The organism is Burkholderia sp. AcTa6-5, from assembly GCF_017815075.1.
Classification (GTDB): domain Bacteria; phylum Pseudomonadota; class Gammaproteobacteria; order Burkholderiales; family Burkholderiaceae; genus Burkholderia; species Burkholderia sola.
In genome coordinates, this window is sequence record NZ_JAGIQE010000026.1 from 35,913 (window position 1) to 56,851 (window position 20,939).

Here is a 20,939-nt window from a genome sequence, read left to right on the forward strand (position 1 = left end):
CGGGCCGATCAGCGCCGGCTTACTGCCACGAGCCGATGTCGGAGTCGTTGCTTTCGCCGCCTTCCTTGCCGTCGGCGCCGTAGCTGAACACGTCGATCTCGCCGTGCACGCCCGGGTTCAGGTACTTGTACCCGTTGCCCCACGGATCGTTCGGCAGGCGCTCGAGATAGCCGCCGTCCTTCCAGTTGTTCGGGATCGGATCGTTGGTCGGCTTCTGGATCAGCGCGTTCAGGCCCTGCTCCTGGGTCGGATAGCGGCCGTTGTCCAGGCGGTACAGCTTGAGCGCCTGCATGATCGTGCCGATGTCCTGCTTCGCGGCGATGCGGCGCGCCTCGTCGGGGCGGCTCATGATCTTCGGCACGATCAGCGCCGCCAGGATCCCGAGGATCGCGACCACCACCATGATCTCGATCAGCGTGAAACCGCGCTGACGACGCACGGCCGCGTTGCGGCGAGTGATCCACGTTTGCATGACTGACTACCTCTTTCCAAAAAATGTCGTCGATTGAGTGACGCACCCGGCGCACCGGACGATTGCCTGACAGCAACCTTCCGGACCGGCGGGCGCGGAGCACGCATTGTAAGGCGCGCATCGCCGAGGGCTTTCACCCAACGCAAATTTCATATACATCCGTACAATAGCGCGCATGAACGCGCTCTCGATCCGGATCCTTTCCCTCGCCCTCTTCGCGGGTTTGTGCGCGACGGCCACCTACTGGGTCGTCACGCTGTCGGCCCGCGAAGCGCCGCTGCCCGCCGCCGCCGCGCGGCTGCCGATCCGCACCGAGGACGCCGCGGCGCTCTTCGGCGGCCAGCTCGACAAGAATCCCGTCCAGGACATCCACCTGTTCGGCATTCTCGCGCTCGATCATGGCGGCGCCGCGATCGTCGGCGTCGGCGGCGAACCGCCGCGCGCCGTGTCGCTCGGCGCGGAGGTCACGTCCGGCGCGAAGCTCGCCGAAGTCCGGCCGCGCTCGATCATCGTCGACCGCAACGGCGCCCGCGCCGAAATCCAGCTCCCGGCGAACACGCCGTCCCCCGCGATCTACATGCGCTGAACGGTAGCGGCCCATCCGTCGGAATCGGGCCGCACCGTCACTGCACCATGTTGTTCAGCTCGATGATCGGCAGCATCACGGCCAGCACGATCACGAGCACGATGCCGCCCATCGCGAGGATCAGCAGCGGCTCCAGCAGGCTCGTCAGGAACATCGTGCGGCGCTCGAGTTCGCGCGCTTCGCCTTCGGCCGCGCGATCCAGCATCGTCGTCACGTCGCCCGTCGCCTCGCCCGAACGAATCAGGTGCACGAGCACCGGCGGAAACGTCTTCACGTTGTTCAGCGCGCGCGACAGCGCGGAGCCTTCGCGCACGCGCACGATCGCATCGTCGATGTTCGCGCGCATCGCGCGGTTCGACAGCGTCTCGCCGGCCGCCTGCAGCGCGCGCAGGATCGGCACGCCGGCCGCGGTGAGAATCCCGAGCGTGCTCGCGAAGCGCACCGTGTTGTAGCCGCGCACGAGCTTGCCGGCGAGCGGCGCGGTCAGCACCCAGCGATCGAACGCGAGCCTGGGCCCGGCGCGCGACAGCGTCGCCTTCACGAACCACACGACGAGCGCGACCGCGATCAGGATCGCCCACCACCAGTGCCGCACGAATTCCGACAGCGCCATCATCACGACCGTGAGGATCGGCAACTGCTGCTTCGTGCTGGCGAACACGTTGACGACCTGCGGCACGACGTAGCTCAGCAGGAACGTGACGATGCCGAACGCGATCAGCGTGACGATGCCCGGATACGTGAACGCCAGCAGGATCTTCTGCTTCAGCGCATTGCTTTGCTCGATGTAGTCGGCGAGGCGCGACAGCACGATGCCGAGCTTGCCGGTGTGCTCGCCCGCGGCAACGAGTGCGCGGTAGATTTCCGGAAAATCGCGCGGATGCTGGCCCAGCGCATTCGCGAGCGAATGGCCGCCGAGCACTTCCGCGCGGATCGCGGCCATCAGTTCGCGGATGTAGTCGCGTTCGGCCTGCTCGGTCAGCACGCCGAGCGCCTCGTCGAGCGGCAGCCCCGCGATCAGCAGGCTCGCAAGCTGGCGCGTGAGGATCGCCTGCTCGCGCTGCGACAGCTTGCGCCCGAACGCGAGCCGCTGCGAACGCGCGCCGCGCGTCGCGCTGGCGGCCGGCTCGACGACGAGCGGCGTCAGCCCCTGCGTGCGCAGTTGGCCGCGCGCGGCTCGCGCGCTGTCGGCATCGATCACGCCTTTCTGCGCGCGCCCCGCCGAATCGATTGCTTCGAAACGGAATGCCGGCATCGCGCTATGCGCCTCCCGTCACGCGCAGCACTTCCTCGAGCGACGTTGCGCCGGACGCGAGCCAGCGCTCCGCGTCGTCGCGCAATGTGCGCATCCCTTCCGCGCGGCCGGCGGCCAGGATCTCGGCATCGGCCGCGTTGCGGTGGATCAGCGTGCGGATCGACTCGTCGACGAGCAGCAGTTCGTACACGCCGCGCCGGCCCGCATAGCCCGAATGCCCGCACTTGTCGCAGCCGACCGGATGCCACACGGTGCGGCCGTCCTCGTGCCGCTCTTCCTTGCAGACGGGGCAGAGCTGGCGCACGAGGCGCTGCGCGAGCACGCCGAGCAGCGACGACGCGAGCAGGTACGGCTCGACACCCATGTCGGTCAGACGGGTGACGGCGGACGCCGCATCGTTCGTGTGCAGCGTCGCGAGCACGAGGTGGCCCGTCAGCGACGCCTGCACCGCGATCTGCGCGGTTTCGAGGTCGCGGATTTCGCCGATCATGATCACGTCCGGGTCCTGGCGCAGGATCGAGCGCAGCGCGCGGGCGAAGGTCATCCCGATCCGCTCGTTCACCTGCGTCTGGCCGATGCCGGACAGGTCGTATTCGATCGGATCCTCGACGGTCATGATATTGGTCGTCGCGGTTTCGAGCCGCGACATCGACGCGTACAGCGTGGTCGTCTTGCCGGAACCGGTCGGGCCGGTGACGAGCACGATGCCGTGCGGACGGGCGATCAGCTTGTCGAACTGGACGAGCGTGTCGCGACCCATCCCGAGCGCTTCGAGGTTCAGCCGCTGCGCGTCCTTTTCCAGGAGACGCAGCACCGCGCGCTCGCCATGCCCGGTCGGCAGCGTCGACACCCGCACGTCGACCGGCCGGCCGCCGACGCGCAGCGTGATGCGGCCGTCCTGCGGCAGCCGTTTCTCGGCGATGTCGAGCTGCGCCATGATCTTGATCCGCGAGATCAGCGCGCCGTGCAGCGCCTTCTTCGGGCGCACGACGTCGCGCAGCGTGCCGTCGACGCGAAAGCGCACGACCGACGCATTCTCGAACGGCTCGATGTGGATGTCCGACGCCTGTTCGCGCGCCGCTTGCGTGAGCAGCGCGTTGATCATCCGGATGATCGGCGCGTCGTCTTCCGATTCGAGCAGATCCTCGACTTCGGGGATGTCCTGCATCAGCCGCGACAGGTCGACTTCGCCTTCGACCTCGCCGACCACCTGCGCGGCGCTGCCGTCCTGGCGTGCGTAGGCCTGGTTGATCGCCTGCGCGAGCTCGTCGGCCGGCACGCGATGCACGGAAATCGAACCGAAGTTGCGCGCGATTTCCGCGAGCGCGGCGTCGCTCGTGCGTTCGCTGATCCACACCTCGAGCGTGTCGTCGAGCTGATGCGCGATCAGCACCTGGCCGCTCTTCGCGAAACCGTACGGCAGCAGGCGCGCGGCGAGCGGCGACGGCGGCTGGCGCTCGCCCGGCGCGCCGTCGTGGGCGGATGACGCGAGCACGTCGCTCACTGCGACGCTCCCGGCGCGGTGGTCAGCGGCTGTTGCGGCACGGCTTGCTGCGGCACGCTCTGCGGCTGCGCGGGCGTTGCTTCCGGCAGCGGCTGGGCCGGTACCGGCGCGACCTGGCGCTGCAACTGCTGGCGGCGCATCTTGTCGAGATCGAACAGGTTGCCGGCCGGCGTGCCGCCCTGGCTCGGACCCAGCGGCATCGGCGGGACGACCGGGTCGTCCTTGTCGCGGATCACGTTGTTGTCCGACTTGTAGGCGCCCGTCACGCCCTGGATGTAGTCGTAGCGGTTCGCGGTGACTTCCTGCGCGGTGCTGCGATCGGAAATGATCACCGGACGCAGGAACACCATCAGGTTGGTTTTCGCGCGCTGCTTCGATTCCGAACGGAACAGCTGGCCGATCCACGGGATGTCGCCGAGCAGCGGCACCTTGCTGTTCGACACCTGGTAGTTGTCCTGCATCAGGCCGCCGAGCACGATGATCTCGCCGTTGTCGGCCAGGATCGTCGACTGGATCGAGCGTTTCGTGAAGGTCGGGCCGGTCTGCGCGTTCGTGGTCCCGCTGACGACCGCCGAATCCTCCGTGTAGAGCTGCAGCTTCAGGATCCCGCCGTCGGTGATCTGCGGCTTCACGTGCAGCGTCAGGCCGACGTCGCGGCGATCGTAGGTATTGAACGCATTGCTCGTCGTGCCGCTCGTCAGGTTCGAGTATGAACCGGTCGCGATCGGCACGTTCTGGCCGACGACGATCTTCGCTTCCTCGTTGTCGAGCGTGATCAGGTTCGGCGTCGACAGCACGTTCGCGTCGCTCACGCCCGAGAAATACTGCAGCAACGCGCCGAGCCCCTGCACGCCGAACATGTTATGCAGCCAGCCGATGTTGAGGCCCTGGGACAACTGCCCGAGATTGGACGCCAGCCCGCCGCCGGTGACCCCGCCGGCCGCGTTGGTCAAGCCGCCCGCCGTCAGGTTGATGATGCTGTTGCCGAGCCCCAGCCCGGGGTTCAGGTTCGTGCCGCCGAGAAACTGGCCGCTCGCGACCTGCCACTGGATGCCCAGGTTGCCCTGCGTCGTCGAGTTCAGCTCGACGATCAGCGCTTCGATATAGACCTGCGCGCGCCGTGCGTCGAGCTGGTCGATCACCGAGCGCAGGTTCCGGTAAACCGGATCGGACGCGGTGATGATCAGCGAGTTGGTCGCCGAGTCGGCCTGGATCATCCCGCCCGGCTGGTTGTCGTCACCGCTCTTGTCCTTGTCGCCGCCGAGCAGGCCGCCCGTACCAAGGCCACCGCCGGACGAGCCGCCGCCATACCCGGACGAGGACGACGAACCGCCGAGGCCGCCCGACGGCAGCGGCGGGGTGCCCGACGTGCCGGTCGAGAAGTTGCCGCTCGACGACGAGCCGCCGTTCTGGTTGAAACTGTTCGCATCGTTGGACGACGCCGACGCGCCGCTGTCGTTGCCGCCGCCCTTGCCGAGCATCCCGCGCAGCGTCTTCGCGAGCTTCACCGCATCGGCGTTGCGCAGCGGCACGACGTGCATGTTGCCGGGCACCGCGCTCGGCGCGTCGAGCTGCAGCGCGAGGCGTTTCGCGGCCGCGAGGCGCGAGCCGTTCGATGCGCGCAGCAGCAGCGAATTGGTGCGCGGGTCGGCCGTGACCGACACCTTCAACGTCGCGTCGCTGTTGCCGATCGCACCCGGGTCGAGCATCTTCTGCATCTGCGCGGCGAGGTCGATCGCGTTCGCGTTGCGCAGCGTCACGACCTGCACCTGCGCACCCGCGGCGCTGTCGATACCGGAGATGATCTGCGCGATGCGGCGCACGTTGTCCGCATAGTCGGTCACGACGATCGTGTTGTTCGCCGGGTAGGCCGTCACCGTGTTGTTCGGCGAGATCAGCGGCCGCAGCACGGGCAGCAGGTTGTTCGCCGATTCGTTGTGCAGCTCGAACACCTGCGTGATCACCTGGTCGCCGCGCGCCTGCGGCGCATTGCCGACGTAGGTCGGCACGCCCTGCAGCTTCGCGTCGGCTTCCGGCACGACCTTCAGCACGCCGTGATCCTGCACGAGCGCGAAGCCCTGCATGCGCAGCGCGGACTGCAGCGTCTTCAACGCCTGGTCTTCCGGCACCGGCCGTTCGGCGACGAGATTGAGCTGCCCCTTCACGCGGGGGTCGACGATGATGGTCTTGCCGGTCGCGGCGCCGATCGCTTTCGCGACCTGGTCGATGTCCGCATTCACGAAGTTGAGCGTGACCTGAGCGTAGGCAGCCTGCGAGACGATGATGCCGGCCACGAGCAGGGTCGTGGCGATACGCCGCATAACGAAGCGATTTCTTGTCATGGATGAATGGGTCGATGCCGGCTCAGGCCACTTCCGGCGGTAGTGCTGGGATCCAAGTCCGAAAGAGGCGACATTAGCAGTTTTTCATGTCCGAAATATCACATTGATCCGAAGACTGTCTCACATACGACATGTGTCCGGCGAATCGTATGCGATATGTAAGGATCGGCGTCACCCTCCGCATGCCGGCCGTCGCCCCGATTTCGAGATGAATCGACACGGAAATGCGGTATAACCGGGCTGCCGTATTCCTGCCTGTCGCAATTGGACGGTCTGCCGGTATGATACGGGCGACGCGTTTCTCGTCGCATTAATAACAGGCACGGGTTTTCCCGAGCTTCGCGCAATTCCTTTCCGTTTCCGCACGATGAACAGACGGTTCGCTTCGATCGCGTTGATCGCCGCCAGCGCGTGGTTCGCCAGCGGCAACGCACGCGCGGATTGTTTCGACGAAGCGGCCAAATATCAGCAGGTCAATCCGCTGATCCTGCGCGCGATCGCATGGCAGGAATCGCGCAACCGGCCCGGTGCGCTGAACAAGAATACGAACGGCTCGGTCGACTACGGCCTGATGCAGATCAATTCGATCCACCTGCCCACGCTGTCGCGCTACGGGATCGGCCGCGACACGCTGATGGAGCCGTGCAAGAACGTGTACATCGCCGCGTGGCATCTCAAACAGAAGATGAACCGCTACGGCAACACGTGGCAGGCGGTCGGCGCCTATCATTCGGAAACGCCGTCGCTGCGCGACAAGTACGCGCGGCAGATCGCCGGCATCCTGACGCAATGGAAGCTGCTGCCGTCCGCGCAGACTGCCCAGGCCGCGCAGCCCGCTCAGTGATTCGGCGCCGCGTCGCCGGTTGACGCAGGGCCGGCCGCGCGCGTTTGATGCACAATGCGGGCTGGCGCCGCCGTTTCGCCCGCGTGCGGGCCGATCGCGCCCCGGCAGGGCGCCGCGGCCGCTTTTTCATCTTTTCCGTTGGTGCATATCATCATGAATCCGGCAATGAAACAGCCGTTGCCCGTCACCGTGCTGTCCGGTTTCCTCGGCGCCGGCAAGACCACGCTGCTCAACCACGTGCTCGCGAACCGCGCGGGCCTGAAAGTCGCGGTGATCGTCAACGATCTCGCGGCGGTCAACATCGACGCGTCGCTCGTGCGCGACGCGCAGGCGCTGTCGCACGTCGAGGAACGCCTCGTCGAGATGTCGAACGGCTGCATCTGCTGCACGCTGCGCGACGATCTGCTCGTCGAAATCCGCAACCTCGCGTCCGAAGGCCGCTTCGACGCGATCATGATCGAATCGACCGGTATCGCGGAGCCGATGCCGATCGCCGAAACGTTCACGTTCGTCGACGACGACGGCGCGTCGCTGTCGTCGATCGCGCGGCTCGACACGCTCGTCACCGTGGTCGACGCGTACAACTTCCTGCGCGACTACGGCTCCGACGATGCGCTCGCGACGCGCGGCATCGCCGCGTCGGAAGACGACGACCGCACGCTCGTCGAGCTGCTGATCGAGCAGATCGAATTCTGCGACGTGCTGGTGATCAACAAGGCCGATCTGGTCGGCGCGGACGATCTCGCACGCCTGCAGCACATCCTCGCGCGTCTCAATCCGCGCGCGCATCAAGTCGTATCGACGTTCGGCAACGTGCCGCTCGACGAAGTGCTGAACACCGGCCGCTTCGATTTCGACGAAGCCGCGAACGCACCGGGCTGGCTCGCATCGCTCGACCACGATCACACGCATTGCGACGACCCCGACTGCCATGACGACCATCATGCGCACGTGCACGGCGAAGCCGACGAATTCGGGATCGGCAATTTTGTTTACCGCGCGCGCCGGCCGTTTCACCCGGCACGGCTGTGGGCGCTGCTGCATCAGGAGTGGCCGGGCGTGCTGCGCAGCAAGGGTTTCTTCTGGCTCGCGACGCGCAACGACATCGCGGGCTCGCTGTCGCAGGCGGGCGGCGTATGCCGGCACGGGCCGGCGGGTTTGTGGTGGGCGGCGCAGGATCGCGCGGAATGGCCCGACGACGACGAGCTGCTCGCTGAAATCCGCACCGAATGGCTCAGCGATCTCGACGATCGCACGGTCGGAGATCGCCGGCAGGAACTCGTGCTGATCGGCATCGCGCTCGACGCCGATGCGTGGCGCACGAAACTCGACGCGTGTCTGCTGACGGATGCGGAGTTCGCACTCGGCGCGGCGGGATGGGCCGCGTTCGACGATCCGTTCCCGGCGTGGGACGTCGATTCGCACGACGACGACGATCACGGCGACACGCAGATCGTGCACGCGTGATCGCGTGGTAACGGCTTGTAAAAACAACCGTTAACTTTTGCAAGGGCGGCGCGAACTGTGGCGAAAATGCCGCGCGTGCCCAACAAAAAACCCGCCGAGAGGCGGGTTTTTTCTGGAACAGGCGCGGGTTTAACGCTTGTTGACGGCATCCTTGAACGCCTTGCCAGCCGTGAACTTGACCGTCTTGGCTGCCGGGATCTTGATGGTTTCGCCCGTCTTCGGGTTGCGGCCCGTACGTGCTGCGCGCTTGCCCGAACCGAAGCTGCCGAAGCCGATCAGCTGAACCGCATCACCCTTCGACACGGCCTTCTTGATGACTTCGAGCAGCGTGTCCAGCGTTTCGCCGGTTTGAGCCTTGCTGGCGCCCGTTTGGGCGGCGACGGCGTCGATCAGTTCCTGTTTGTTCATTAAGGTTCCTTTATCAGGTTAGGTTGACACGAACAGCGCGAACGCGCCGATTATACGTGCGCGAACCGTGCCGTCGAGAGTCAGACTCCGACGACACAGCGCCGAATCCTGGCCCGCGCGACGCGCCCTCCGGCTTGCCGGCGGCCACCCCGCGGTACGGCGTTGCTATGATAGCGCAGCGCAAACCCAATAACGACAAGGGTTTCAAAGATTTTCATCGGTATTTCGCCGAATGAATCGTCGATTGCCCGTTTTTTGACCTGCGCCAACCGGACAGGATACGCAGCGTGGTCCGCCCGCCCGTCGCCCCGTTGCCCTTTTCCAACGGCCGATCGGACGGCCTGCCGCAATCCCTTGCCAGGCTTGGCTGCCACGTTTTTTGTTTCGCATGCCCGACCGACTTGTTTACGCCTCGCTCGCGCTTCGCGACGACGGCACGCTCGTCTCGCCCGAGTTCGGCGAGCTTCATCACGGCGCATCCGGCACGCTCGCGCACGCACATCGCGCGTTCGTCTCCGGCAACGGGCTGCCCACGCGCTGGCAGCGCCGCCGGACGTTTACGATCGTCGCGACCGAATTCGGCGCGGGTGCCGGCTTCCTCGCGGCGTGGGCCGCGTGGCGCGACGATCCCGCGCGCTGCGAACGGTTGCATGTCGTTGCAGTCGAGTCGCATCCGTTCTCGCGCGACGACCTGCGCCGCGCGGTTTCGCATATGGTTGCGTACACAACCATATCGGCAGACACCGATGCATTGATCGACGCATGGCCGATGCTCGTGCCGGGCGTGCACCGGCTCGAATTCGACGAAGGACGCGTGGTGCTCACGCTCGCGTTCGGCGATCCGATCGACCTGCTGAAGAAGCTCGTCGCGCGCGCCGATGCGTTTTTTCTCGACGGCGCCGCGGCGTCGAGCGACGGGATCCGCGCACTCGCGAAACTCGCCGGCGAACACGCGACGTTTGCGACCCATGCAAAGTCCGACGACGTGAAGTACGCGCTCGGCGAAACAGGTTTCACGTTCCGCGAAGTCGACGATCGTCTCGTCGGCGACTATGCGCCGCGCTGGCGCGCGCGCCGGCACGAGCCGCCGCGTGCGCTGCCCGTTGCAGCGCGCCGTGCGATCGTGATCGGCGCGGGCCTCGCCGGCTGCGCGGTCGTCGAACGTCTGGCCGCGCGCGGCTGGGACGTCACGCTGATCGAGCGGCACGAACGGATCGCGAGCGAAGCGTCGGGCAATCCGGCCGGGGTGTTCCACCCGTTGATGACGCGCGACGACAACGTCGCGAGCCGCCTCACGCGCGGCGGCTTCCTGCACGCGCTCGCACGCTGGCGTGCGCTCGAACACGCAGGGCATGCATTCGCACGCAGCACGCACGGGATGATCCATCTTGCCGAATCGGCCGACGATTTCGCGCGGATGCGCGACGCCTTCGATGCGTTCGGCGCGCCGTCCGACTACGTGACGCTGCTCGATGCCGATGCCGCACGCGCACATCTGAATCTGCCGGTCGCGCACGGCGGCCTGCTGTTCCCGCACGGCGGCGCCGTCTGGCCGGCCGGGCTGTGCGCCGCGCAATATGCGGCGGCCGGCGAGCGCGTGCGCCTGCTCGCGTCCACCGGCGTCGCACGGCTCGAACGGCGGGGCGACGCGTGGCATGCGCTCGACGATACGGGCGCCACGCTCGCCGATGCAACTGTCGTCGTGCTCGCGAACGCGGGCGACGCCGCGCGTCTTGCCGGGCTCAAGCATGTCGCGCTGCAACCGGTACGCGGCCAGCTCACGCTGCTGCCGCCGGGCACGACGGCGCCGCTGCCGTGCCCGGCGATCGGCGACGGTTACGCGGTGCCGCTCGACGACGGCACGCTGCTGATCGGCGCCACGTTCGAACCCGACGACACCGATCCCGCGATGCGCGCGGCCGGCCACGCCGAAAACCTCGACCGCGTGCGGCGCCTGCTGCCGGGCCTGATCGGCGAACTGCCAGATCCGGCCACGCTGCACGGCCGCGTGGCGTTCCGCTGGGTCGTCGGCGACCGTCTGCCGCTCGTCGGCCCGCTCGCCGACGAGGCGCAGGCCACCGCGAACGCACGCGCGCTGGGCGGTGCGCAGGCGCGCGACCTGCCGCGCACGCCGGGCCTCTACGGCGCATTCGGCTTCGGTTCGCGCGGCCTCGTATGGGCTGCGCTCGGCGCCGAACTGATCGCGTCGCAACTCGAAGGCGAGCCGTGGCCGCTCGAGCGCGAACTCGCCGACGCGATCGATCCCGCCCGCTTCCTGATCCGCGCACTGCGCGCCCGCCGCGTCGGTTCGGCCGGCTGACTGGCCGCCCGCAGCCGTCACAGTTTCCCGATTTTTCCGCGCAAGGTTATCCACGCGACGCTGTGGATAACCGCGCGGAATCCGCGTGCACTCCGTGTGCAATCACAGTGGACGTAAACTGGGCAACTCGGCACAGCTGTGATGCGGCCCGAAAGTTGCTCAACTCAAACCGCTGTGCGCGAACAGCCTGTGCAACCGGTTATGGTTTCGCCAACACCTTGATCTGTCAGCGTAAACCGGAGTTATCCACAGAACTGTGCGTCCTTTGTTAACTTCTACTACGTATATATACAAGTAAACCTTTGAAACCAAAGACCTGCTGCGGCGCACAGCCCCGCGCGTCGATTCAATCGGTTCCGGAGCGAAAAACCTGTGGCACAATCGGTTTCCTTCGCGTTCGTTCGGCCAAGCGCCGGACATGCTTCAATGGAACGGTCGGCACGATTTCGAATCTGAATCTTCGAGACTGCGCAGTCCGTTCACACACCAGGCCGACAATCCAGATCGGCAACCTGAACGACGTTCCGCCTTGTGGCGGAACAGGCGGACCCCATGTACCGCCATCGTCGAGCACAACAATCACATTCGGGGCAATACCCAGCCGGCGCGCATCCATTCCTGTCGCTTGACCCCGCGTCGCTGGCGGTTGCTTCCAAAGGAGAAGTCACCACGATGAAGTCGGCGTTCTCATTCCTGCCCAACTGGCCGCTCGCGCCGGATGCCGTGTTCTGGGCCGGGCTCGCGCTGTTCGCAGCCGGCCTGTGCGGCGAGCTGTGCTATCGCGCGTGGCGCCTGCCGCGCATCACCGGCTATGCCGTGATCGGCCTGATCGCCGGTTCGTTCGGATTCGGCGTGATCGACACCAGCACCGACGAAACCTCGCGGCTCCTGATGGACGTCGCGCTCGGCCTGCTGCTGTTCGAACTCGGCAGCCGCCTCGACCTGCGCTGGATCCGGCGCAATCCGTGGCTCGTCGCGTCGAGTCTCGCGGAGGCCACGCTCACGTTCGTGCTCGTGCTGTTCGTGATGCTCGCGCTCGGCGTATCGGGGATGGTCGCGCTGGTGCTGTCGGCGATCGCGATCGCGACGTCGCCGTCGATGGTGATCCAGCTCAAGACCGAACTGCGTGCGGAAGGGCAGGTGTCGCAACGCCTGATCACGCTCACCGCGCTCAACAGCGTGTACGCGATCGTGCTGACCAAGCTCGTGACGAGCTGGCTGCACCAGGAAGCGTACGGCAACGTTTTCGCGACGATCCTGCAGCCGCTCTACCTGCTAGCCGGTTCGTTCATCGTCGCGTATCTCGTCGCGCGTTCGTGCAACTACCTGTTCCGTCACATGACCGCGACGATGCGCGACGAGCATTCGTTCGTCGCGCTGTTCGGGCTCGTGATGCTCGCGATCGCCGTCGCGCAGGCGTTGAAGCTGTCGACGCTGCTCACGCTGCTGCTCGCCGGCATCATCGTGAAGAACCTCGAAGCGCGGCCGCAGCTGTGGCCCGAGCACTTCGGCACGGCCGGCTGGCTGCTGACGGTGGTGCTGTTCGTGCTGACGCTCACGTCGTTCACGTGGGGCGACATCGCGCTCGGCGGGCTGCTCGCGATCGTGCTGATCGTCACGCGGCTCGCCGCGAAGCTGGCCGGCGTCGTCGCGTTCGCGAAGCCGAGCGGCCTCGGGATGAAGCAGGGCATCGCGCTCGGCATCGCGCTCACGCCGATGTCCGCGCTGTCGTACCTGCTCGTCGACGATACCTACCAGCTTTATCCCAATTTCGACCCGCACCTGCGCGCGATCGTGATGTGCTCGATCGTGATCCTGCAGCTCGTCAGCCCGTTCGTCGTCTATCGCTGCCTGTCGGCGGTCGGCGAACGCAGCGACGGCAACTGATTCCGGAACCTGCCATGGCACTCGAAACCTTCGTCAATTCCGAACCGTTCACGTTCGGCGTCGAACTGGAGATCCAGGTCGTCAACACGCACAACTACGACCTGACCAAAGCGGCGTCCGACCTGATGCGCCTGATCCAGGGCGAGACCTTTCCCGGCAACATCACGCCGGAAATCACCGAAAGCATGATCGAGCTGTCGACCGGCATCTGCCATTCGCACGAGCAGGCCGTCAGCGAGCTGCATGCGATCCGCGACGTGCTCGTGAAGGCGGCCGACCAGCTCAACGTCGGGCTGGCCGGCGGCGGCACGCATGCGTTCCAGCAATGGAGCGACCGGCAGATCTACGATGCGCCGCGCTTCCAGTACATCTCCGAGCTGTACGGCTATCTCGCGAAGCAGTTCACCGTGTTCGGCCAGCACGTGCACATCGGCTGCCCCGATCCCGACAGCGCGCTGTTCCTGCTGCACTCGATGTCGCGCTTCATTCCGCACTTCATCGCGCTGTCCGCGTCGTCGCCGTTCGTGCAGAACGTCGACACGGGCTTCCATTCGGCACGCCTGAATTCGGTATTCGCGTTCCCGCTGTCGGGCCGCGCGCCGTTCGTGCTGACCTGGGACTCGTTCGAGGAGTACTTCACGAAGATGGTGAACACGGGCGTCGTCAACTCGATGAAGGACTTCTACTGGGACATCCGGCCGAAGCCCGGCTACGGCACGATCGAAGTGCGCGTGATGGACACGCCGCTGTCGGTCGACCGCGCGGCGGCGATCGCCTGCTACATCCAGACGCTCGCACGCTACCTGCTGACCGACCGGCCGCTGAAGCTGTCGGAGGACGATTACCTCGTCTATACGTTCAACCGTTTCGAAGCGTGCCGCTTCGGGCTCGAGGGCACCTGCGTGAATCCTCAGACGGGCGAGCGCCGCACGATCGCGGAAGACATCCTCGACACGCTCGACCGGATCGCGCCGCATGCGGCCGCGCTCGGTTCGCGCGCGGCGCTCGACGAGATCGGCGCGCTCGCAAAGGCGCGCGTGAACGATGCATCGTGGTTGAGAACCGTTTTCAAACAGGAAAAATCGCTGAACGAGACGGTCCGGCAGCAGTGCTTACGTTGGCGCGAGTGAAAATATGTTTTGCAGATTGCAGAATCGACCGCGCCGCGATTCGCTGAACGGTTATCGGTGCCCTGTCGCGCCGAAATCGTCGACGGGCACCGTCGCAATCTGTGGATAACCCGATATTCCGCTGCAAAGTCAATGCTCTGTGGGTGGGATAACCCGGTGGATCATGACCGCGCGGCCGATGGCCGATCCGAACAGGAAAATGCCGGCGCGCCCCGTTTCGCGGGCGCGCGACATCACGCGCACAACGAAAAAATCCGGTTATCCAGCGATTTTCCACAGCATGCAGGGGATAACTTAGCTGTGCGATTTTCCGCTCTCGCTTAGAATGTCGGCTTTGCGGACACCGGAACGATGCGTGTCTCTCCGGTCGCCGCGAACGCGACCGCCGCGTGTGCCTCGCGACGGCCGTGCTGACGCACTCGAGAGAGGGCGTCTGTTTTGAGATGGATTCGATCTCCACACTACGGCCGCTCGGCCATCCGGGCGGCGGCAAAGCGAAAAGACTATGAGCGAAGGCGTTTACGGGAACCAGGCTGCGGGACGTGTGACCCACAGCCTGCTGCGGTTGAGCACGGCCATGCGGAGCGAGGCATGGGATTGGGCGGAAGGCGCTGGCCTGACGCCGACGCAAGGCGAGATTCTCGTGCTGCTGCTGCAGCGCAAGGGCCCGATGCGGCTCGGCGAGATCGCGCGCGAGACGCAGCTGACCGCGGCCACCACGAGCGATGCGGTCAGCACGCTCGAGACGAAGGGGCTCGTCGAGAAGCGTCGTGCGCTGGACGACGGCCGGGCATTGGCCGTACGCCTGTCGGCGCGTGGCCGCACGGCCGCGAAGAAGGCGCTGCAATGGCCTGAATTCCTGACGAAAGCAGTCGGCAAGCTCGGCGCGGACGAGCAGGGCACGTTGTACCGCGCGCTGCTGAAGACGCTGCGCGAGCTGCAGGTGGCCGGTGCGACGCCGCCGCAGCGCATGTGCCTCACGTGCACGTACTTTCAGCCGGGCAAACCGTCGAAGAAGACGGTGCATCACTGCGCGACGCTCGACCTCGACATGTCCGACAGCGATCTGCGTCTCGACTGCTCGGTGCAGGAAGAAGCCGACGCGGCGACGCAGAAGAAGACCTGGAAGATTTTCGCAGGCTGACGTCCGTCGATCGACCGGGAGGCCGATGATGAACGCTGAAGTCGTGGCGATCCGCCACGTGCATTTCGAGGATCTCGGGAGCTTCGAGCAGGTGCTCGGCGAACGCGGTCGACGGGTGCGCTATGTCGATGTCGGATCGTCGCGGGTCGAGGTGCTCGACGTGCTCGAGCCGTCGCTGCTCGTCGTGCTCGGCGGGCCGCTCAGCGTGTACGACGACGCGCAGTATCCGACGATCGCGCCGCTGCTGGCGCTCGTGCGCCAGCGCATCGACGCGGGGCTGCCGATCCTCGGCATCTGCCTCGGCGCGCAGTTCGTCGCGCGGGCGCTCGGGGCGCGCGTCTATCCGGCCGCGCAGCACGAGCTCGGCTGGGCGCCGCTGACGCTCACCGATGCCGGCCGCGCGTCGCCGCTGCGCCATCTCGACGGCGCGACGACATCGATGCTGCACTGGCATGGCGATACGTTCGACCTGCCGGGCGGTGCGATCCATCTCGCGTCGACGCCGGCCTGCCACCACCAGGCATTCGCATGGGGGCAGCACGTGCTGGCGCTGCAATGTCATCCCGAGATCCGTACCGATCGCTTCGAACCGTGGCTGATCGCGAACGCCGGCGAAATCGCCGCGACGCCCGGCATCGACGCGCGTCAGTTGCGCGCCGATACCGCGCAGCACGGCCCCGCGCTCGAGACGGCCGCACGGCATATGTTCGCGGAGTGGCTCGGTAGCGTCGGGCTCTGACGTCGCGGGCGGTCCCGTCCGCCGGAAAGGATTGGCCCGGCCTGCATCCGTTGAGGGCCGGCGCATCGCCTTCCATCGCCTATTCCGTTTGTTCCACGCCCCGCCGGCGTCCGTCCGGCCATACCTGACCATCCGCTTACTGCGGAGCGCGCTGTCTGCACGCTTCAGGCGTGCGTGCTACGCTCGTCCGCTCTTTCCCTTTCCTGGCGAGCGGCTTCCATGACTGCGCTGTTTTCCCCGTTCACGCTGCGCGGCGTGACCCTTCCGAACCGGATCGTGATCTCCCCGATGTGCCAGTACTCGGCCGAACGCGGCGAAGCGACCGACTGGCACATGATTCACCTCGGCCATCTCGCGCTGTCGGGCGCCGGGCTGCTGTGCATCGAAGCGACCGCGGTGGAACCCGACGGACGCATCACCCATGGCGACCTCGGCCTGTGGGACGACGTGACCGAAGCCGCGCTGAAGCCGGTGCTGGCCGCGATCCGCAAGCATTCGCCGATCCGCATCGCGATGCAGTTGTCGCATGCGGGGCGCAAGGCGTCGAGTGCGGCGCCGTGGGAGGGGGGGCAGCTCGTGCCGGTCGCCGACGGCGGCTGGCTGCCGCATGGCCCGTCGGCCGTGCCGCACAAGGACGGCGAGACGCCACCGCTCGCGCTCGATGCGGCGGGCCTGAACCGCATCCGCGAAGCGTTCGCGGCGTCGGCCCGGCGGGCCGCGCGGCTCGGCATCGATGCGATCGAAGTGCACGCGGCGCACGGCTACCTGCTGCATCAGTTCCTGTCGCCGCTCGCGAACCGGCGCACCGACGAATACGGCGGCTCGCGCGAAAACCGGATGCGGTTTCCGCTCGAGATCTTCGAGATCGTGCGCGCCGCGTTTCCGGACGATCGGCCGGTCGGCGTGCGCGTGTCCGCGACCGACTGGGTCGAAGGCGGCTGGGAACTCGACGATACGATCGCGTTCGCGCACGAACTGCAGCGCCGCGGCTGCGACTGGATCGACGTGTCGTCCGGCGGCGTGTCGCCGCTGCAGAAGATTCCGCTGTCGCCCGGCTATCAGGTGCCGTTCGCGCAGGCCGTGAAGCGGGCGGTCGGCATGCCGACGATCGCGGTCGGCCTGATCAACGAACCCGAGCATGCGAACCGGCTGATCGAGGCCGGCGATGCCGATTTCGTCGCGATGGCGCGCGCGATGCTGTACGACCCGCGCTGGCCGTGGCATGCGGCGGCCGAGCTCGGCGCGCAGGTGACGGCGCCGCCGCAGTACTGGCGCTCGCAGCCGCGCGAGCACAAGGCGCTGTTCGGCGACGTCGCGTTCGGCCAGCGCTGAGCGCACCGCGCAATATTGCGCGCGATGTTGAACGAAGCAATATCGAACGTGTAGGATGCGGGTGATTCGCCGCATGCCCCGACGCGGCACCGACCGGTGCCGCGTTTTCGTTTGGCGCGGCGCCCGGCCGCGATCGCGGTCGCTTCCGTTCAAGTCGTCTTCACAAGGATTGGTTCGATGAGTTCACGCAGGATCGCGGTGCGCCGCTCGGGAGTACACGGCAAGGGCGTGTTCGCCGTGGCGCCGATCAAGGCCGGCGAACGCGTAGTGGAATACAAGGGCGAGCGAATCTCGTGGAAGGAAGCGCTGCGCCGTCATCCGCACGACCCGAGCGAGCCGAATCATACGTTCTACTTCGCACTCGACGAAGGCGGCGTGATCGACGGCAAGGTCGACGGCAACAGCGCGCGCTGGATCAATCATTCGTGCGCGCCGAACTGCGAAGCCGAGGAAGTCAAAGGCCGCGTGTATATCCACGCGCTGCGCGATATCGGCCCGGAAGAGGAGCTGTTCTACGACTACGGCCTCGTGATCGACGCGAAGCTGACGAAGAAGCTCAAGCGCGAATACGCGTGCCACTGCGGTGCGGAATCGTGCCGCGGCACGTTGCTCGCGACGTCCGACGAAGGCGGGAAGAAGAAAAAGAAGAAGGACAAGAAGGACGGCAAGCCTGCGTCCGGTTCGAAGGACAAGAAGAACAGGAAGTGATGCAGGCGGCAGCGCATCGCGCGCTGCCGCGGTCGTTTCAGCCCGCGGCTGCCGCGTCGTGGCGGCCCGGCGTTCGCTTTCCTTTTCCGGCGGGCCGCCCGGTCGACGGGCCAGCGGTTGCCCGCCGCGACTCGCTCGGCGATCGCTCAGTGCGTCGGCGCCGCGGCCGGCGTTTCGCCGGCCGGTTTTTCCGTCCGCGTCGCGAGCGGCACCCGCACCACGAAGCGCGAGCCGCCTTCCGATGCATCCTCGTACGACACGGTGCCGCCGTGCATCGCGATGATGTCGTGCACGATCGCGAGCCCGAGCCCGGCGCCGGTTTCGACACCGTTGCCGCTTTGCGCGTCGCCGCGGAAGAAGCGCTTGAACAGGTCGGCCTGCTGGTTCGCGGGCACGCCGGGGCCGTTGTCCTCGACGACGATCTCGGCGGCCGGCTGGCTGTCCTCGAGCGCGGCGCGCGCGACGTTCACCGTGATCCGCGCGCCGTCCGGCCGCGCGAGCGGCACGTACTTCAGCGCATTGTCGAGCAGGTTCGCGATCACCTCGCGCAGCAGCACCGGGTTGCCGCGCACGATCAGCTTCTCGTCGTCGCCCGGCTCGTCGCTGCGCTGGAAGCCGAGGTCGACGTGCGACGCGAGCGCGCGCGGCACCCATTCGGCGCCGGTCTCGAACGCCATCGCCGCGAGATCGACGTCGACGAAGCGCGCGGCCTGTTCGCCCGGCTCGGCCCGCGCGAGCGACAGCAACTGATTGGACAGCCGTACCGCGCGGTCGGCGGCCGCGCGCAGCTCGCGCACCGCCGCGAAGGTCTGGTGCGGGTCGCGCGCGACGGCCGCCTGCTCGGCATGCAGCTTCACCGCGGTGAGCGGCGTGCGCAACTGGTGGGCAGCATCGGCGATGAACTTGCGCTGCGCGTCGAGCGCGGTCTTCAGGCGGCCGAGCAGCGCGTTCATCGCGCTGGTCAGCGGCCGGATCTCCAGCGGCACGTCGGTTTCGTCGACCGGTTCCAGCGACGTATGGGTTTGCCGGTTCAGCGAATCGGCGAGATGCGTGAGCGGGCCCAGCTGCTGGTTCACGACGCGCCATACGATGCCCCAGCCCGCGAGCAGCAGCAACAGCAGCGGCATCATGATCGCGACGAGGAATTCGGCCGCGATCCGGTAGCGGTGCCGCACCGGCTGCGCGACTTCGACGACCATCGGCCGGCCGCCCTCGACGTTGTCGACGCGCACCTGCGCGACCCGGACCGCGCGATTGTCGTATTCGGCCTCGAACACGTACGCGTGATGCATGCGGCGCACGTTGATGCCCTGCAGCGGCAGCTTCGGATCGCCGGCGAGTTCCTCCTCGCCGTCGCTGATCCGGTAGATCAGCGCTTCGGCTGGATCGGAGAACATCGCCTGCGCGAGCGGCGGCACCGTGAACGGCGCGTCGGGGCCGGCGATCTGGATCTGCTTGGAGATCGCGGTCGCGAGATCGGCGAGCGAGCGGTCGATCACGTGCTGCGTGTATTGCCACGCGAGCCAGTAGGCGATCAGGCCGCTCATCAGCGCGAGCATCGACAGCGGGGCGGCGAGGCGCCGGAGCAGCGAGCGGCGCAGGCTGGTGGTCACAGCCGGATCAGAAGACATTTCGACGGGCAAAAGGATAAGCGCCGCTCACAGGGAGCGGCGCGGTCGTGCGCCGGGAACGGCGACGCAGAGCAGCACGCGTGCGCCGGCGGCACGCGGCCGGCCGGCGCGCGGCGTCGCTCAGACGCTCGCCGTCTGGCGAATTTCCTGCAGCAGGTAGCCGAAGCCGCGCACCGTGACGATTTCGACCCGGCACTGCTCGAGTTTCTTGCGGACGCGGTGCACGTAGACTTCGATCGCGGTGTCGCCGAGATCGCCGCCGAAGTGCGTGAGGTGATCCTGCAACTGCGCCTTGCTGACGACGCGGCCGTGCCGCAGCAGCAGCATTTCCAGTACCGCGAATTCGCGCGGCGACAGTTCGAGCGGCTTGTCGTCGTTGAAGATGCGGCGGTCGACGCCCGACAGGCGGACGCCGCCGAGCGACACTTCGGGACGCGGCATGTCGCTGTGCGGGCCGCTGCGGCGCATCACCGCGCGGATACGCGCTTCGAGCTCGGCCGGCTCGAACGGCTTGAGCATGTAATCGTCGGCGCCGGAGTTCAGGCCCTGGATCCGGTCGTTCAGCTCGTCGCGGGCGGTCAGCACGATCACCGGCGTGTGGCGGTTGGTCTGGCGAAAGCGCGTGAGCAGCGTCATGCCGTCGATGCCCGGCAGGCCGAGGTCGAGGATCACGAGTTCGTGGCGGTTCTGTGCCAGCGCCTGTTCGGCAAAGATGCCGTCATGCACCATGTCGACGGTGAAGCCAGCCTGCTCGAGGCTGCTCTGGATACCGCGTGCGATGGGGCGGTCGTCTTCGATCAGAAGGAGTCGCATGAAGTTCGCTCAAGTACAATGGGTTGGCGGTTCAGGCACGCGGACAGCACGAAGCCGTTTCCACAGGAACGCCGCATCGCCTGACATCAAGCATGGCGGCCAGCGAACGATTAAATCCAATCATGTCCGATATTTCGATCCACGACCTCGAAGCCGCGATCAATTTCTGGCGCGCCCGCTCGCCGTCGAGCGGCGACGAACTCAAACTCTGCGAAGAGGCCAGCGCGCTCTCCAAGCCGTATGCGCTGCTGATTGTACAGCGCGAAAGCGCGCTGCAACTGGAAGGTTTGGACCCCAAGGCGCGGAAAGCGTACGAGACTTACGTGCGCCTTAAGGATGGCTTGGAAAGCTGAAGGC

At 66.7% G+C, this 20,939-nt stretch carries 18 protein-coding genes; 11 read left to right on the forward strand and 7 right to left on the reverse strand.

The window, feature by feature from the left end; genetic code table 11:
* Positions 1 to 19: 19 nt before the first annotated feature.
* Positions 20 to 472 (reverse strand): type II secretion system major pseudopilin GspG, encoded by a 453-nt coding sequence (gene gspG / locus J8I33_RS27895; RefSeq protein ID WP_012492990.1) that lies wholly within the window; start codon positions 470 to 472, stop codon positions 20 to 22.
* 175 nt (positions 473 to 647) lie between these two features.
* On the opposite strand from gspG, the gene J8I33_RS27900 reads away from it, so the two are divergent.
* The gene (locus J8I33_RS27900; protein WP_006477247.1) at positions 648 to 1,058 is read left to right on the forward strand and encodes a type II secretion system protein N; all 411 of its coding nucleotides are present in this window, start codon (positions 648 to 650) and stop codon (positions 1,056 to 1,058) included.
* Positions 1,059 to 1,095: 37 nt separating this feature from the next.
* Here the strand turns inward: J8I33_RS27900 and gspF are convergent, their stop codons facing one another.
* The 3 genes from gspF to gspD are packed head-to-tail and all read right to left on the reverse strand — an operon-like array spanning position 1,096 to position 6,159.
* Positions 1,096 to 2,313: a type II secretion system inner membrane protein GspF gene (gene gspF, locus J8I33_RS27905; protein WP_050015775.1), complete on the reverse strand. Its 1,218-nt coding sequence runs from the start codon at positions 2,311 to 2,313 to the stop codon at positions 1,096 to 1,098.
* A 4-nt stretch (positions 2,314 to 2,317) separates the two neighbouring features.
* Complete coding sequence (gspE, locus tag J8I33_RS27910; RefSeq protein WP_050015776.1) at positions 2,318 to 3,817, reverse strand: type II secretion system ATPase GspE; 1,500 nt, start codon at positions 3,815 to 3,817, stop codon at positions 2,318 to 2,320.
* Positions 3,814 to 6,159 carry a type II secretion system secretin GspD gene (gene gspD, locus J8I33_RS27915; RefSeq protein WP_209939502.1) on the reverse strand — a complete coding sequence of 782 codons (2,346 nt, stop codon included), beginning with the start codon at positions 6,157 to 6,159 and terminating at the stop codon, positions 3,814 to 3,816. The genes gspE and gspD overlap by 4 nt, the downstream gene beginning before the upstream one ends.
* A 367-nt stretch (positions 6,160 to 6,526) precedes the next feature.
* Between gspD and J8I33_RS27920 the strand changes: the two genes are divergently transcribed.
* Positions 6,527 to 7,003, forward strand: coding sequence for a lytic transglycosylase domain-containing protein (locus tag J8I33_RS27920; RefSeq protein ID WP_209926222.1), 477 nt, complete (start codon positions 6,527 to 6,529; stop codon positions 7,001 to 7,003).
* 153 nt (positions 7,004 to 7,156) lie between these two features.
* Complete coding sequence (locus J8I33_RS27925; RefSeq protein WP_209939503.1) at positions 7,157 to 8,470, forward strand: GTP-binding protein; 1,314 nt, start codon at positions 7,157 to 7,159, stop codon at positions 8,468 to 8,470.
* A 129-nt stretch (positions 8,471 to 8,599) separates the two neighbouring features.
* Here J8I33_RS27925 and J8I33_RS27930 read toward each other — a convergent pair whose 3' ends face one another.
* A complete protein-coding gene (locus tag J8I33_RS27930) occupies positions 8,600 to 8,878 on the reverse strand; it encodes an HU family DNA-binding protein (protein ID WP_006401505.1) in 279 nt (92 codons plus the stop codon).
* A gap of 388 nt (positions 8,879 to 9,266) precedes the next feature.
* On the opposite strand from J8I33_RS27930, the gene mnmC reads away from it, so the two are divergent.
* The 7 genes from mnmC to J8I33_RS27965 all read left to right on the forward strand — a co-directional run bounded on the left by mnmC (position 9,267) and on the right by J8I33_RS27965 (position 18,138).
* A complete protein-coding gene (gene mnmC / locus J8I33_RS27935; protein WP_209939504.1) occupies positions 9,267 to 11,198 on the forward strand; it encodes a bifunctional tRNA (5-methylaminomethyl-2-thiouridine)(34)-methyltransferase MnmD/FAD-dependent 5-carboxymethylaminomethyl-2-thiouridine(34) oxidoreductase MnmC in 1,932 nt (643 codons plus the stop codon).
* Between the two features lie 672 nt (positions 11,199 to 11,870).
* Complete coding sequence (locus J8I33_RS27940) at positions 11,871 to 13,085, forward strand: cation:proton antiporter (protein WP_050015784.1); 1,215 nt, start codon at positions 11,871 to 11,873, stop codon at positions 13,083 to 13,085.
* A 14-nt stretch (positions 13,086 to 13,099) separates the two neighbouring features.
* Positions 13,100 to 14,215 carry a YbdK family carboxylate-amine ligase gene (locus tag J8I33_RS27945; protein WP_006490006.1) on the forward strand — a complete coding sequence of 372 codons (1,116 nt, stop codon included), beginning with the start codon at positions 13,100 to 13,102 and terminating at the stop codon, positions 14,213 to 14,215.
* A gap of 505 nt (positions 14,216 to 14,720) precedes the next feature.
* Complete coding sequence (locus J8I33_RS27950) at positions 14,721 to 15,359, forward strand: MarR family winged helix-turn-helix transcriptional regulator (RefSeq protein WP_050015785.1); 639 nt, start codon at positions 14,721 to 14,723, stop codon at positions 15,357 to 15,359.
* A 28-nt stretch (positions 15,360 to 15,387) separates the two neighbouring features.
* Positions 15,388 to 16,098 (forward strand): glutamine amidotransferase, encoded by a 711-nt coding sequence (locus J8I33_RS27955; protein WP_209939505.1) that lies wholly within the window; start codon positions 15,388 to 15,390, stop codon positions 16,096 to 16,098.
* Between the two features lie 219 nt (positions 16,099 to 16,317).
* Entirely contained in the window at positions 16,318 to 17,430 is a 1,113-nt protein-coding gene (locus J8I33_RS27960; protein WP_089488016.1) for an NADH:flavin oxidoreductase/NADH oxidase, read from the forward strand.
* A 177-nt stretch (positions 17,431 to 17,607) separates the two neighbouring features.
* Entirely contained in the window at positions 17,608 to 18,138 is a 531-nt protein-coding gene (locus J8I33_RS27965) for an SET domain-containing protein-lysine N-methyltransferase (RefSeq protein ID WP_050015789.1), read from the forward strand.
* 146 nt (positions 18,139 to 18,284) lie between these two features.
* Here J8I33_RS27965 and J8I33_RS27970 read toward each other — a convergent pair whose 3' ends face one another.
* Together J8I33_RS27970 and J8I33_RS27975 are read right to left on the reverse strand one after the other, a co-directional pair.
* Positions 18,285 to 19,769: a sensor histidine kinase gene (locus tag J8I33_RS27970; RefSeq protein ID WP_209926218.1), complete on the reverse strand. Its 1,485-nt coding sequence runs from the start codon at positions 19,767 to 19,769 to the stop codon at positions 18,285 to 18,287.
* Positions 19,770 to 19,889: 120 nt separating this feature from the next.
* Positions 19,890 to 20,582, reverse strand: a complete 693-nt coding sequence (locus tag J8I33_RS27975; RefSeq protein ID WP_006401494.1) for a response regulator transcription factor — start codon at positions 20,580 to 20,582, stop codon at positions 19,890 to 19,892.
* Between the two features lie 122 nt (positions 20,583 to 20,704).
* Between J8I33_RS27975 and J8I33_RS27980 the strand changes: the two genes are divergently transcribed.
* Positions 20,705 to 20,935 (forward strand): DUF3717 domain-containing protein, encoded by a 231-nt coding sequence (locus tag J8I33_RS27980; RefSeq protein ID WP_006401493.1) that lies wholly within the window; start codon positions 20,705 to 20,707, stop codon positions 20,933 to 20,935.
* Positions 20,936 to 20,939 lie beyond the last annotated feature (4 nt).